The sequence below is a fragment of the Bacillus sp. YKCMOAS1 genome, from assembly GCF_030268125.1.
In the GTDB taxonomy this organism is placed as follows: Bacteria; Bacillota; Bacilli; order Bacillales; family Bacillaceae; genus Bacillus; species Bacillus safensis.
Genome location: NZ_BSEI01000008.1, coordinates 24,179 through 37,900 on the forward strand (window position 1 = coordinate 24,179; position 13,722 = coordinate 37,900).

At 42.5% G+C, this 13,722-nt stretch carries 12 protein-coding genes and 2 tRNA genes; all 14 read left to right on the plus strand.

From position 1 onward, the window contains the following. Positions 1 to 78: 78 nt before the first annotated feature. Positions 79 to 645, plus strand: coding sequence for an aminoacyl-tRNA hydrolase (pth, locus tag QSJ46_RS18545; RefSeq protein WP_024425643.1), 567 nt, complete (start codon positions 79 to 81; stop codon positions 643 to 645). 55 nt (positions 646 to 700) lie between these two features. Continuing rightward, positions 701 to 931, plus strand: a complete 231-nt coding sequence (fin, locus tag QSJ46_RS18550; RefSeq protein ID WP_003217967.1) for an anti-sigma-F factor Fin — start codon at positions 701 to 703, stop codon at positions 929 to 931. A 68-nt stretch (positions 932 to 999) separates the two neighbouring features. Then, on the plus strand, positions 1,000 to 4,533 hold the full coding sequence (mfd, locus tag QSJ46_RS18555; RefSeq protein ID WP_039175917.1) for a transcription-repair coupling factor: 3,534 nt from the start codon (positions 1,000 to 1,002) through the stop codon (positions 4,531 to 4,533). Positions 4,534 to 4,672: 139 nt separating this feature from the next. Beyond that, positions 4,673 to 5,209 (plus strand): stage V sporulation protein T, encoded by a 537-nt coding sequence (gene spoVT / locus QSJ46_RS18560; protein WP_003217990.1) that lies wholly within the window; start codon positions 4,673 to 4,675, stop codon positions 5,207 to 5,209. 190 nt (positions 5,210 to 5,399) lie between these two features. Further along, positions 5,400 to 7,004 carry a putative polysaccharide biosynthesis protein gene (locus QSJ46_RS18565; protein ID WP_107164250.1) on the plus strand — a complete coding sequence of 535 codons (1,605 nt, stop codon included), beginning with the start codon at positions 5,400 to 5,402 and terminating at the stop codon, positions 7,002 to 7,004. Further along, a complete protein-coding gene (gene yabN / locus QSJ46_RS18570; RefSeq protein WP_107164249.1) occupies positions 6,994 to 8,478 on the plus strand; it encodes a bifunctional methyltransferase/pyrophosphohydrolase YabN in 1,485 nt (494 codons plus the stop codon). The genes QSJ46_RS18565 and yabN overlap by 11 nt, the downstream gene beginning before the upstream one ends. Then, on the plus strand, positions 8,475 to 8,735 hold the full coding sequence (locus tag QSJ46_RS18575; protein ID WP_008341839.1) for an RNA-binding S4 domain-containing protein: 261 nt from the start codon (positions 8,475 to 8,477) through the stop codon (positions 8,733 to 8,735). Before yabN ends, QSJ46_RS18575 begins: the two co-directional genes overlap by 4 nt. Before the next feature lie 73 nt (positions 8,736 to 8,808). After that, positions 8,809 to 9,117, plus strand: coding sequence for a sporulation protein YabP (gene yabP, locus QSJ46_RS18580; RefSeq protein ID WP_024425646.1), 309 nt, complete (start codon positions 8,809 to 8,811; stop codon positions 9,115 to 9,117). Further along, positions 9,114 to 9,752, plus strand: coding sequence for a spore cortex biosynthesis protein YabQ (gene yabQ, locus QSJ46_RS18585; protein WP_285605151.1), 639 nt, complete (start codon positions 9,114 to 9,116; stop codon positions 9,750 to 9,752). The genes yabP and yabQ overlap by 4 nt, the downstream gene beginning before the upstream one ends. Positions 9,753 to 9,770: 18 nt before the next feature. Beyond that, positions 9,771 to 10,145 (plus strand): FtsB family cell division protein, encoded by a 375-nt coding sequence (locus tag QSJ46_RS18590; RefSeq protein WP_070326886.1) that lies wholly within the window; start codon positions 9,771 to 9,773, stop codon positions 10,143 to 10,145. 82 nt (positions 10,146 to 10,227) lie between these two features. Further along, on the plus strand, positions 10,228 to 10,623 hold the full coding sequence (locus QSJ46_RS18595; RefSeq protein WP_008357409.1) for a S1 domain-containing RNA-binding protein: 396 nt from the start codon (positions 10,228 to 10,230) through the stop codon (positions 10,621 to 10,623). Between the two features lie 177 nt (positions 10,624 to 10,800). Next, positions 10,801 to 10,874: transfer RNA gene (locus QSJ46_RS18600), tRNA-Met, on the plus strand. Positions 10,875 to 10,899: 25 nt separating this feature from the next. Further along, positions 10,900 to 10,971 (plus strand) — tRNA-Glu (locus QSJ46_RS18605). Positions 10,972 to 11,174: 203 nt separating this feature from the next. Further along, the gene (gene spoIIE / locus QSJ46_RS18610; RefSeq protein WP_058838225.1) at positions 11,175 to 13,658 is read left to right on the plus strand and encodes a stage II sporulation protein E; all 2,484 of its coding nucleotides are present in this window, start codon (positions 11,175 to 11,177) and stop codon (positions 13,656 to 13,658) included. Positions 13,659 to 13,722: the final 64 nt, after the last annotated feature.

Sequence of the window (13,722 nt, forward strand, 5' to 3'; positions counted from 1 at the left end):
TCATACGTTTTACATGAGGCAATCTGATTGGCTCATTTTTTAGGCGTGTGCTGTGTGACAAAGGAGGTTATTGGTTTCATGATTGCATTCGTTGGATTGGGTAATCCAGGAAAAGAATATGAAAAAACAAGACATAATGTCGGGTTTATGACAATAGATGAACTATCGAAAAAATGGGACATTCCTTTAAATCAATCAAAATTCCATGGACAATTTGGAACTGGGTTTGTTTCGGGGCAAAAGGTTCTACTTGTAAAGCCGCTTACATATATGAACTTATCAGGAGAATGTGTGCGTCCGCTGATGGACTATTACGATATTCCCCTTGAACATTTGAAAGTGATCTATGATGATCTTGATTTGCCAACTGGCCGAATTCGCTTACGTACAAAAGGAAGTGCAGGCGGGCATAATGGAATCAAATCATTGATTCAACATTTAGGTTCACCTGAATTTGACCGATTCCGTATCGGCATTGGACGTCCTCAAAACGGCATGAAGGTCGTTGATTACGTACTAGGACGTTTCTCAGAAGAGGAACAGCCTGATATCGCATCAGCCATTCAATCGTCTGTCGAGGCCTGTGAAGCAGCTTTAAAAAAGCCATTTTTAGAAGTGATGAATGATTTTAACAAGAAGGTATAAGAATGATAAGCAAAGCACATACTGATCATAAAATCTCAGCATGGGAGGATCACGTATGGCTTTGCATTATTACTGCCGCCACTGTGGTGTAAAGGTTGGCAGTCTAGATGAATCCGCTGTCCAAAGTGAAGCACTTGGATTTCATCACTTAACAAATGAGGAAAGAAACGATATGATTTCTTATAGGGAAAATGGTGATTTACATGTACAAACCATTTGTGAGGATTGCCAAGAGGCGCTCGAAAGAAATCCTGATTACCATCAGTATCATACTTTTATTCAATAAAAAAGCTTTGGTGTAGATATTAGACCAAAGCGTTTTTCTGTTTTAAACAAACAGGGAGGAGGAGCCAAATGAAAAACATACAATCATTTATCAAACAAAGTGATGATTTTCAGTCCATTTTTAATGGACTAAAGGAAGGGTTAAAAGAACAGCTGCTTGCCGGACTATCAGGCTCCGTCAGATCTTTATTTACAGCCGCGATATCAGACGAACTGAAGCGGCCAATGTTTATTGTGACTCACAATTTATATCAGGCACAGAAGGTAACAGATGATTTAGCAAGTGTGATGCCGGATCGCTCGGTTCTTCTTTATCCTGTCAATGAACTTATCGCTTCAGAAATTGCAGTGGCAAGCCCTGAGCTGAGAGCACAGCGTTTAGATGTCCTGAACCGGCTTGCGAATGGAGAAAATCCCATTATCGTCACTCCCGCTGCTGCGGTGCGCAGGATGCTTCCGCCAGTTGAGCTCTGGAAGGAGAGTCAGATCCATTTAAAGATCGGTGAAGAAATTGATTTGGAGGCGTTTTCAAAACAGCTCGTACAAATTGGTTATGACCGGACGTCGATGGTTGCAGCGCCCGGAGATTTTAGTGTGCGCGGAGGAATCATTGACATCTATGCGTTAACGGAAGATCATCCAATCCGTATTGAACTGTTTGATACAGAAGTAGACTCGATTCGAACGTTTCATTCAGATACACAGCGTTCATTAGAAACCCTTCAAGAAATCAAAATAGGTCCTGCAAAAGAGCTGATTGTGAGAGGTCCTGAACGAGTGAGAGCCATTGAACAGCTTGATCAAGGGCTGGCAAAGAGCTTAAAGAAATTCAACTCAGATCAGCAAAAAGAGCTGCTTCATCAAAATATTTCTGCTGACCGCGAGAAGCTGCTAGAAGGCATCGTGACACAGGAAATGACGAAGTACCTAGCCTATTTCTATGAAAAGCCTGCTAGTTTGCTAGATTACACATCGCAGGATACGATTATTATTTTAGATGAAATCAGCAGAATTCAGGAGATGGAAGAACAGCTTGAACAGGAAGAAGCCGATTGGACAATTAGTCTGCTTGAAGAAGGGAACATTCTTCATGATTTATCTCTTTCTTTCCCGTTCCAAGAACTGATCAATCAGCAATCAAGGTCCATTCTGTACTACTCCTTGTTCCTGAGACATGTCCAGCAGACAAATCCGCAAAATATCGTCAATGTATCTAGTAAGCAAATGCAGAATTTCCACGGGCAGATGAATGTGCTGGCGAGTGAAATTGAACGCTATAAAAAACAGCAGTACACAGTTGTCTTCTTAGGTGCGGATGAAGAGCGGACAGAAAAGCTATCGTCTGTTCTGCATGATTATGACATTGAAGCTGCTCTTGCTAAACCGGACGCTGAGCTTGTGAGCGGACAGGTGTATATTTTACAAGGTGAGCTGCAAACAGGCTTTGAACTGCCGTTATCAAAAATTGCTGTGATCACAGAAGGTGAACTCTTCAAGAAACGTGTGAAAAAGCAGGCACGTAAGCAAAAGCTGACCAATGCAGAGCGAATCAAGAGCTATTCAGAGCTTCAAGTCGGCGATTATGTGGTGCACATTAACCACGGGATCGGTAAATATTTAGGAATTGAAACGCTTGAAATTGGCGGCATTCATAAAGATTATTTAAATATTCATTATCAAGGAAGCGACAAGCTTTATGTACCGGTTGAACAAATTGATCAGGTGCAGAAATATGTAGGATCAGAAGGTAAAGAACCAAAGCTGTACAAACTTGGCGGCAGCGATTGGAAACGCGTGAAGAAAAAAGTTGAAACATCTGTACAGGACATCGCAGATGATCTGATTAAGCTGTACGCAGAACGCGAGGCTAGCAAAGGATATGCCTTTTCGCCTGACCATGAGATGCAGCGCCAGTTTGAATCTGCGTTCCCTTACCAGGAAACAGATGATCAAATCCGTTCGATTCACGAAATTAAGCAGGATATGGAGCGGGAACGTCCAATGGACCGTCTGCTTTGTGGAGATGTGGGCTACGGAAAAACAGAGGTGGCTATTCGTGCGGCCTTTAAAGCGATTGCTGACGGGAAGCAGGTAGCCCTGCTAGTTCCGACAACTATCTTAGCGCAGCAGCATTTTGATACAATCATGGACCGATTCCAAGACTACCCTGTCAAAATCGCGCAGCTGAGCCGTTTCCGTACAAGAAAAGAAACAACTGAAACGTTAAAAGGGCTGAAAAACGGGACGATTGATATGGTCATCGGCACACACCGTCTTCTTTCAAAAGACATCGTCTACAAGGATTTAGGGCTGTTGATCATTGATGAGGAACAGCGTTTTGGTGTGACGCATAAAGAGAAAATTAAGCAGATGAAAGCCAATATCGATGTACTGACATTAACGGCTACGCCAATTCCGCGTACGCTTCATATGTCCATGCTTGGTGTGCGGGATTTATCGGTTATTGAAACACCGCCTGAAAACCGATTCCCTGTTCAAACCTATGTGGTTGAGTACAACGGCGCTTTAGTCAGAGAAGCAATTGAGCGAGAATTAGCACGCGGCGGTCAAGTGTACTTCCTTTACAACCGTGTTGAAGATATCGAACGAAAAGCAGACGAAATCTCCATGCTAGTCCCAGACGCAAAAGTCAGTTATGCACACGGGAAAATGAGTGAGAACGAGCTGGAATCAGTGATGATCAATTTCCTTGAAGGTGAATCAGATGTATTGGTCAGTACCACCATCATTGAAACGGGAGTCGATATTCCAAATGTGAACACGCTCATCGTCCACGATGCAGATAAAATGGGGCTTTCTCAGCTGTACCAGCTAAGAGGACGAGTAGGACGCTCGAATCGTGTCGCATATGCTTATTTCACATATCGAAAAGATAAAGTTCTTTCTGAAGTTGCAGAGAAAAGACTTCAAGCCATTAAAGAATTCACAGAGCTTGGATCTGGGTTTAAAATTGCGATGCGTGATTTAACGATTCGAGGAGCAGGGAACTTACTTGGGGCTCAGCAGCATGGCTTCATTGATTCGGTTGGATTCGACCTCTATTCTCAAATGCTGAAAGAAGCCATTGAGGAAAGAAGAGGCGATACAACGGCTCAAGATAAATTCGAGCCAGAAATTGATCTGCAAATTGATGCGTACATCCCAGACACTTATATTTCGGATGGCAAGCAGAAGATTGAGATGTATAAACAGTTCAGAGCAATTGGATCGATTGAAGAGCGAAAAGAGCTTCAGGATGAAATGATCGACCGATTTGGTGAATATCCGCAAGAAGTGGCAGACTTGTTTACGATTGCGACAATGAAGGTGTACGCTGTCCAGGAACGTGTCGAGCTGATCAAGATGGAGAAAGGCATTGTCAGAATGACCCTTGATGAGCAAGCAAGCAGTGAAATCGACGGTCAAAAATTATTTGAGCTTGGCAGTAAATATGGACGTGAAATTGGGTTGGGAATGGAAGGCAGCAAGCTGATTATTTCTGTCCAAACGAAAGGCAAGAAAACGGAGGAATGGCTTGAGGTTGTTCTTAATATGCTTCGAGGCCTTCAAGATGTGAAAAAAGAAACCATTCCATCTTCATAAAATTTTGTTTGTCTCTCGTGTATATTACGTTTGATGTGACGGATACTAAACTCAGGGTCAAGTGGTGAATGTTGCATAAAGTGGACGCTTTTGTTCCATTCACCCAACACATCATCAAACGAAAGAGAGGCAGCAGTGAATGAAAGCAACTGGAATTGTACGCCGTATCGATGATCTAGGTAGAGTGGTTATTCCAAAGGAGATTCGCAGAACATTGCGCATCCGGGAAGGAGATCCGCTTGAGATTTTCGTCGACCGCGATGGAGAAGTGATTTTGAAGAAGTATTCGCCGATTAGTGAGCTAGGAGACTTTGCGAAGGAATATGCTGATGCATTATTCGACAGTTTGGGTCATTCCATCCTGATCTGTGATCGAGATACGTATATTGCTGTATCCGGCAGTTCGAAAAAAGAGTACTTAAACAAATCCATCAGTGATTTACTTGAACGAACAATGGATCAGCGTAATTCTGTCTTAGAAGAAAGCAAAAAAGAAATTCAACTTGTCGATGGTATTGATGATGACGTATCTGCTTATACCATTGCACCTATTGTTGCAAACGGAGATCCGATTGGCGCCGTCGTCTTATTTTCTAAAGAGCGTTCAATGGGAGAAGTGGAGCATAAAGCGGCAGAAACGGCAGCTGGCTTCTTAGCCCGTCAAATGGAACATTAGGTCTAATAACTCTATATCATTTTGATAAAACGAAAAAATGCCGATGAAATCATTTGATTTTGTCGGTTTTTTATATGGGATGAAACAAATCGGGACATGTGCCGTCTACTCCTTAGAAAGAAACGGCTTTTCATTCACGTATGATATAATGAGTTCGTTTAACTGTAGATCTATTTTAAAGGAGTCATCCATGAAAAATGCTGTGAATCAGCCGCATTGGCTTTTCCAGGGTGCGGTAATTTTGACCATCGCAGGCTTGTTATCAAAGGTACTAAGTGCCGTTTACCGTGTCCCGTTTCAAAACATCGTAGGGGACACAGGGTTTTATATTTATCAGCAGGTATATCCTTTCCTTGGTATTGCCATCATGCTTGGTACAACAGGTTTTCCTGTCATGGTGTCCAAGCTTCTGAGTGAGCATGGGGAAGAGAATCGGCGGATCATTACAAGGGTATCCTTGGTATATATCACTTTACTGAGCTTGGTCTTATTTCTTTGTCTTTACATAGGAGCAGGCACAATGGCGACCCTTATGGCAGATAGTCAATTAATTCTGCTCATCCAGATGAGTGCTTTTGTGTTTCTATTTCTGCCGCTCACTGTGATGCTGAGGGGAGTTTTTCAGAGTGACGGTCTGATGCTTCCAACGGCTGTTTCTCAGTTGATAGAGCAGCTCATTAGGGTAGGCGTACTGCTTGTTTTATCTTTTTATTTCGTGAGGCACGGCTATTCGCTTTATGAAACAGGGGCGGGCGCGGTGTTCTCTTCTATCGCAGGAAGTGCGGCGTCGCTCATTTTGCTTCTTTTCCTTTGGTTGACCTATCGAAAACAGTCTGCTGCAAGTATGTCAGGCAAACAGGCGACACTTCGAAAAAAAGATATTTTGAAGAGTTTGGTGCTGTATACATTGACGATTTGTGTCAGCGGCTTGCTTATTTTATGGATGCAAATGATTGATGCTTTTCATCTGTATGCGTTGCTGCGCAGTGAGGGTCTCAGTGAAGCGGCGGCAAAGGCGGCAAAAGGTGTGTATGACCGAGGTCAGCCGTTCTTGCAGCTAGGGACGGTGTTTGCCATCAGCATCGGAACCTCTCTTGTGCCATTTTTATCGGCAGCCATGAGAAATGGGGAGCATGAAACGATACGGCAAAAAGTGCGGTCATCGGTTAAGACCACGTCGGTATTAGGGATTGGGTCAGCTGTTGGGCTGATTTGTATTTTATCACCAGTAAATACAATGCTTTTTCGTAATGATTTAGGCACAGATGCCCTGCAAATATTCTGTATATCGATTGCGTTTACGTCGATTGCCATTACGCAGGCGGCTTTACTGCAAGGGCTCGGACATACTGTGTATCCCGCTGTTGTGGTGATCATCAGCGTGCTGGTGAAATGGATTCTAACGATTGCGCTTGTTCCGTTATTTGGCATCCACGGTGCCGCATGGTCAACTGTATGTGGTTTTCTCACAGCAGCCGTGCTCAATGCCGTTTATTTGAAGCATAAAGGATGGATTTCATTGAGAGAGCTATTCCCAGTGAAAATTCTTTTATCAGCCGCCTTCATGGCTGTTGTCTTAATGGGATATCAGGCTTTGTTTTCCTGGGTGATCCCTTTCGAAAAACGTCCGTTTTCCGTTTTAGAGAGCCTGACATCAGTTTTTATTGGTGGTTTCGCCTTTTTATATAGTATTCTTAAGCTAGAAGTATTCACGGTAGAGGAATGGAGACTCATTCCATTAGGAAAAAAGGTTTTATATTTTAAACAGATGAGAGGGAATCAAAATGGCAGGTAAGATTACCGTCGTCGGTCTCGGGGCAGGCGACATGGATCAGCTGACGCTCGGTGTATATAAGCAGCTGAAGCAGGCGAAAGAAGTATATATGAGAACGCAGGATCATCCGCTTACCGCAGAGTTAATGCAGGAGGTCCCATCTCTCACCTTCTTTGATGAAATTTATGAAAAGCACGATCAGTTTGATCAGGTGTATCAGGAAATTACCGAAATATTATTTGCAGAGGCAGCGGAAAAAGACATTGTGTACGCAGTACCTGGTCATCCATTTGTGGCAGAAAAGACCGTACAGCTGCTTGTCGCCGGGCAGAAAGAGAGCGGGATTGAGGTGTCTGTCGCTGGTGGACAAAGCTTTTTAGATGCGACATTCAACTCCTTGCAGATTGACCCCATCGAAGGATTACAATTCGTTGATGCTGGGGATATGAGAGCGGATGATCTGAAATTAACCCAGCACGTCCTGATTTGTCAGGTATATGATCAGATGACAGCATCGAATGTGAAGCTCACGCTGATGGAAAAGCTCCCTGACGATTATGAAGTTTATATTGTGACTGCAGCTGGAAGCAGTCAGGAACAGATTACTGCCGTTCCTTTATTTGAACTTGATCGAGATGTGTCGATAAATAACTTAACAAGTGTTTATGTTCCTCCGATTCAAGAAGAACAGCTGCTTTATCAACAATTTGACACCTTCCGTGACGTCATACGTACATTAAGAGGTCCGGGCGGCTGTCCATGGGATCAAAAACAAACCAATGAGTCACTCAAACCATATTTAATTGAAGAATGCTATGAGCTGCTTGAAGCGATAGATGAAGATGACCCAGATCATATGGTGGAAGAGCTCGGCGATGTGCTGCTGCAGGTATTACTTCACGCTCAAATAGGCGAAGATGACGGTTATTTTTCAATCGATGACGTCATTCAGCATGTCACAGAAAAAATGATTCGGCGACACCCCCATGTGTTTGGTGACACGAATGTTTCTGAGGCAGCAGATGTGGTGGCCAACTGGGAAAAAATCAAGCAGCAGGAGAAGCCAGAGCGGACCGGTTCTATTTTGCAATCGATTCCGGCGACACTTCCAGCACTAACAAAGGCATATAAGCTCCAAAAGAAAGCCGCCAAGGTAGGCTTTGATTGGACAGATGTTCAAGATATTTGGAACAAATACGAAGAAGAAAAGCAGGAATTTCTCGTTGAAGTGGCAGAGAAGACGGACGAAGGTGCAACGAAGCAGATGAAAGATGAATTTGGAGATCTTTTGTTTGTTCTCGTCAATATTGGACGGTTCTATCACCTAGAGCCTGAAACGGCGCTCGCTTCTGCCAACACAAAATTCATGCGGCGTTTTCAGCATATCGAACAAAAAGCAAAGGACATGGGACGTTCATTAGATGACTTAACGCTAGAGGAAATGGACGATCTCTGGAACGATGCGAAACGTATAGAAAGAGGTGAACATACATGAGACTAGATAAGTTTTTAAAAGTGTCCCGTTTAATTAAAAGAAGAACATTGGCAAAAGAAGTAGCTGATCAAGGCAGAATTTCTATTAACGGAACACAGGCGAAAGCAAGCTCTGACGTGAAAGAAGGAGATGAGCTGCAAATCCGCTTTGGTCAAAAACTAGTGACTGTTCAAGTCAACGAGTTAAAGGACACGACGAAAAAAGAAGAAGCGGCTGGCATGTATACTGTGCTAAAAGAAGAAAAAACAGCAGAATAGGGCTTGTTCTAAATGACCCTCTTATCACATACAATGCAGTAACATGCAAGTATGAGATATGGGGGATGTATAAATGAATCAATATTATAATCAACCTCAAGGCACGAAGCTGTCATCAGACGCGGAGCACAATGTCACAATGCGAAACAGAAAGCATTTAGATATCACTGGTGTCAAACAAGTGGAAAGCTTTGATAGTGAGGAATTTCTGCTAGAGACGGTCATGGGGATTCTCGCCATCCGTGGAGAAAATCTGCAAATGAAGAATCTAGACGTCGAAAAGGGCGTTGTGTCGATCAAAGGGCGTGTCTTTGATTTAATCTATGTTGATGAGCAGCACGGGGAGAAAGCTAAAGGATTTTTTAGCAAGCTGTTTAAATGACGCTGACAGTCCAGTTTTATACGATGCTTTCCATGGCGGCGATGGGCATCTGGCTGGGCGCATCGCTTGATACGTACAAGCTGTTTGTGAACCGGGAAAAAACAGCAAAATGGCTTTTGGCTATACACGATCTCCTTTTTTGGATGGTGCAGGGTCTATTATTCTTTTACGTCCTGCTGCTGACAAATGAGGGAGAATTCAGGCTTTATATTTTTCTAGCCGTTGCTCTAGGTTTCTCGATGTATCAGGCATTGATGAAACAGCTGTATCTCAAGATTCTCAAGTTTATCATGATGTGTGTATATCAGACCATTCTCTTCCTGAAAAGGCTGGTCATGTCGATTGTCTTCCAGCCGATCCGCTGGATGATCACATTGGTCATAAGTGCTATTCTGTTCTTGCTCCACTCGCTCTTACGTCTAGTTCGTTTTACGTTTCGGCTCGTGTGGAAGGTGCTGTCGATTGTTTGTTATCCGCTCATCTGGTTACTCAATGTGACCATTATTCATCGGATTCCCGAAAAATGGCGAACATCAATGAGATTGTTTTTCTCAAAAGGAGCAGGAATTTTACAAGGGGCCAAGAAATTATCTGGTACCATCAAAACGAAATGGAAACAATTCTGGACAAAGTAAGAGAGGAGGCCTTCAACCTTGAACAAGAGAAAAAGAAATATCGCACAAATTCAAAATGATTACCAAAAACAAATGGAACAGCAAGCACAGCGCTTAAAACGCAAACGTCGCGGACTCCTTAGAAGGCTTACCGTGTTTGGTGTGATCGCGCTCATGTTTGCTGTCTTGGTGACAAGTGCCCTCTGGTCGCAATCGTCTTCACTAAAGGAAAAAGAAGAGAAGAAGGTTGCGCTCGAAAAAGAGTTGAAGCAATTACAAACAAAGCAGGAAGATATTTCTGATGAAATTAAGAAGCTGAAAAGCAAGGAATACGTACTCGAACTGGCACGACGGGACTATTATATGTCCAAAAAAGGCGAAAAAATCTTTGATGTGGGCAATAAGAGCGATTAGCCTTGTTGACACTTAAAATTCAGTTTATGTATAATTGAACAAATGAGATTTTTTTATAAGTCTAAGGAGGAGCACTTTTTTTATGTCGATTGAAGTTGGCAGCAAGTTACAAGGGAAAGTTACGGGCATTACAAATTTTGGAGCTTTTGTGGAGTTGCCAGGCGGTTCAACTGGTCTCGTTCATATCAGTGAGGTAGCCGATAACTATGTAAAAGATATTAATGAGCATTTAAAAGTCGGTGAACAAGTTGAAGTGAAAGTGATTAACGTTGAAAAAGACGGTAAAATCGGCTTGTCCATTAAAAAAGCAAAAGATCGTCCTCAACAACAATCAAGACCAAGCAGAAATGATTTCCGTCCGAAGGAATCGTTTGAACAAAAAATGAACAAATTCTTAAAAGATAGCGAAGATCGCTTAACATCTTTAAAACGTAACACGGAATCAAAACGTGGGGGGCGCGGAGCAAGAAGAGGTTAACTTGTTGCTGCTTTCTATATATTTTCACAACAAAGCACCTGCTGTTCAGCAGGTGCTTTTTTTCATGACCTATCCTACATTTTTTGAGATTTCGTCATTTAATTTAAAACTTTCTATTGACGGACAAGCGAATCCTTTGTATTATAGTTCTTGTGCTTCTTAGCGCATTATTATTATGGCGGTGTAGCTCAGCTGGCTAGAGCGTACGGTTCATACCCGTGAGGTCGGGGGTTCGATCCCCTCCGCCGCTATCCTTTTAACTAGAACATAAAGCAAGGCCCGTTGGTCAAGCGGTTAAGACACCGCCCTTTCACGGCGGTAACACGGGTTCGAATCCCGTACGGGTCATCTTCGAAACAGCTTTCTATAGGAAAGCTGTTTTTTTGTGCTTTCGTAAAATTCTGATGAAAGACATCGACTTTCATGAAAGTATGCCTCTTTGACGAATAAAGCGTCGAACGTTTTATGGAAACGACAACTTCTTTTGACAAAATTTCTTTTTCACCTTCGCTATAATGACAAGCAACGAATATCAGGTGGGGGATGAGAAGATGGAAAAACTAGAAAGAAGAACTGATTTAACAGGAGCGGGGTTTGAAAGAATCAGTGCAGGGTTAAAAAAGATGAAAAACCTGTTTCTTCATCACACGCATTCTCTTTTTTTCTATAAAGGGTTTATTTATGTTGTTCTAGGCTTTTTATTGGGACGAGCCTTTATATTATCTGAAATTATGCCGTTTGCTCTGCCTTTCTTTGGTTCCATGCTGCTTATTAAAAGAGATAAGGCAATGCTTGCTTGTCTCGCTTTACTCGCTGGGGCGATGACGATATCACCTCAAAATGCATTGTTTGTGTTTGCATCGCTACTTATGTTTCTCCTTATGTCAAAGGTGGTTTCTTTCATCATTAAAGACCCAGTGAAAACATTACCGGTTGTCATTGTTCTCTCGATGCTGATCACCCGAGGAGCGTTTGTTTACCTAGAGCAAGGTGCTGTGCAAAGCTATGATTACGTCATGGCGGGTGTCGAAGCAGGACTTGCCTTCATTTTGACACTGATTTTTCTTCAAAGCCTGCCGATTTTTACAGTCAGGAAAATTAAACACTCTTTAAAGGTCGAAGAAATTATTTGTTTTATGATTTTAATTGCCTCAGTTTTAACTGGACTTGCTGGGATCTCTTTTCAAGGGATGCAGGCAGAGCATATTTTGTCACGTTATGTAGTGCTGACCTTTGCTTTTATTGGCGGAGCCAGTATTGGTTGTACGGTCGGTGTCGTGACAGGATTAATTCTCGGTCTCGCCAACATCGGAAACCTTTATCAGATGAGTCTTCTTGCCTTTTCAGGTTTATTAGGCGGATTGCTGAAAGAAGGGAAGAAAGCAGGGGCAGCCATCGGCTTAATTGTGGGTTCCTTACTCATTTCACTGTATGGGGAAGGGTCAGCAGGTCTCATGACTACACTGTATGAATCACTTATAGCGGTTGCGCTCTTTTTGCTCACGCCGCAATCAGTCACCTCCAAGGTAGCGAAATACATTCCTGGTACTGTAGAGCATGTACAGGAGCAGCAGCAATATGCTCGGAAAGTACGAGACGTGACAGCAAAAAAGGTAGACCAATTCTCTAATGTATTTCATGCGCTGTCTGAGAGTTTTGCGACATTTTACGAATCCATTCCTGAAGAGAAGAAGCAGGAAGAGGATGTAGATCTTTTTTTAAGTACGATCACAGAACGATCCTGTCAAACGTGCTATAAGAAAAATAAATGCTGGGTGCAGAACTTTGATACAACCTATGAACTAATGAAACAAGTTATGCATGAATCTGATGAAAAAACGTATGAGCATAATCGGAAATTGAAAAAGAAATTTAGTCAGCACTGCTCAAAATCAAAACATGTCGAGGAATTGATTGAAGAGGAGATCGCTTACTATAAAGCCAACCAGACACTGAAGAAAAAAGTCCAAGACAGCAGGCGTCTTGTGGCTGAACAGCTGATGGGTGTCTCACAAGTGATGGAGGATTTTTCCCGGGAAATAAAACGAGAAAGAGAACAGCATTTTATTCAAGAAGAGCAGATGATAGAAGCGCTTCAGCACTTTGGTATTGAAATTCAGCAAGTAGAAATCTATAGCTTGGAGCAGGGAAATGTCGATATTGAAATGAGAATCCCATATTGCCAAGGGCATGGGGAATGTGAAAAAATCATTGCTCCAATGCTTTCAGATATTTTAGAAGAACAGATTTTAGTCAAAGCAGAGCAGTGTGCAGAGCATCCAACAGGCTATTGTCACGTTGTATTTGGCTCTGCCAAATCATATCGAGTGGCTACAGGCGTGGCACATGCAGCAAAAGGCGGAGGACTGGTATCTGGAGACAGCTACAGCATGATGGAGCTTGGTGCAGGCAAGTATGCCGCAGCTATTAGTGATGGAATGGGCAACGGAGCACGTGCTCATTTTGAAAGCAATGAGACGATTAAGCTGTTAGAAAAAATATTGGCGTCAGGTATCAATGAAAAAGTAGCGATTAAAACCATTAATAGTATTTTATCTTTACGAACGACGGACGAGATCTATTCAACATTGGATTTATCGATTATTGATTTACAGGATGCAAGCTGTAAGTTCCTGAAGATTGGTTCAACACCCAGCTTTATTAAACGGGGTGATCAGGTGATGAAGGTACAAGCAAGCAACTTGCCGATTGGCATTATTGATGAGTTCGAAGTCGAGGTTGTGAGCGAACAGATGAAGGCAGGAGATCTATTGATTATGATGAGTGACGGCATTTTTGAGGGACCAAAGCATATTGAAAATCATGATCTGTGGGTGAAACGGAAAATGAAAAGCTTTAAAACAGAAGATCCACAAGAAATTGCTGATTTATTAATGGAAGAGGTCATTCGAACAAGAGCAGGCCAAATTGATGACGATATGACGGTTGTTGTCATCAGGCTCGACCACAACACACCAAAATGGGCTTCCATTCCGACAGGTACATTCTATCTTGAGAAACAAGAGATTTCTTAAAATATCGTATAATATGAATTTCTTCTGGCGATGATGGGGATATAAGCATTCAGTTACAATCCCA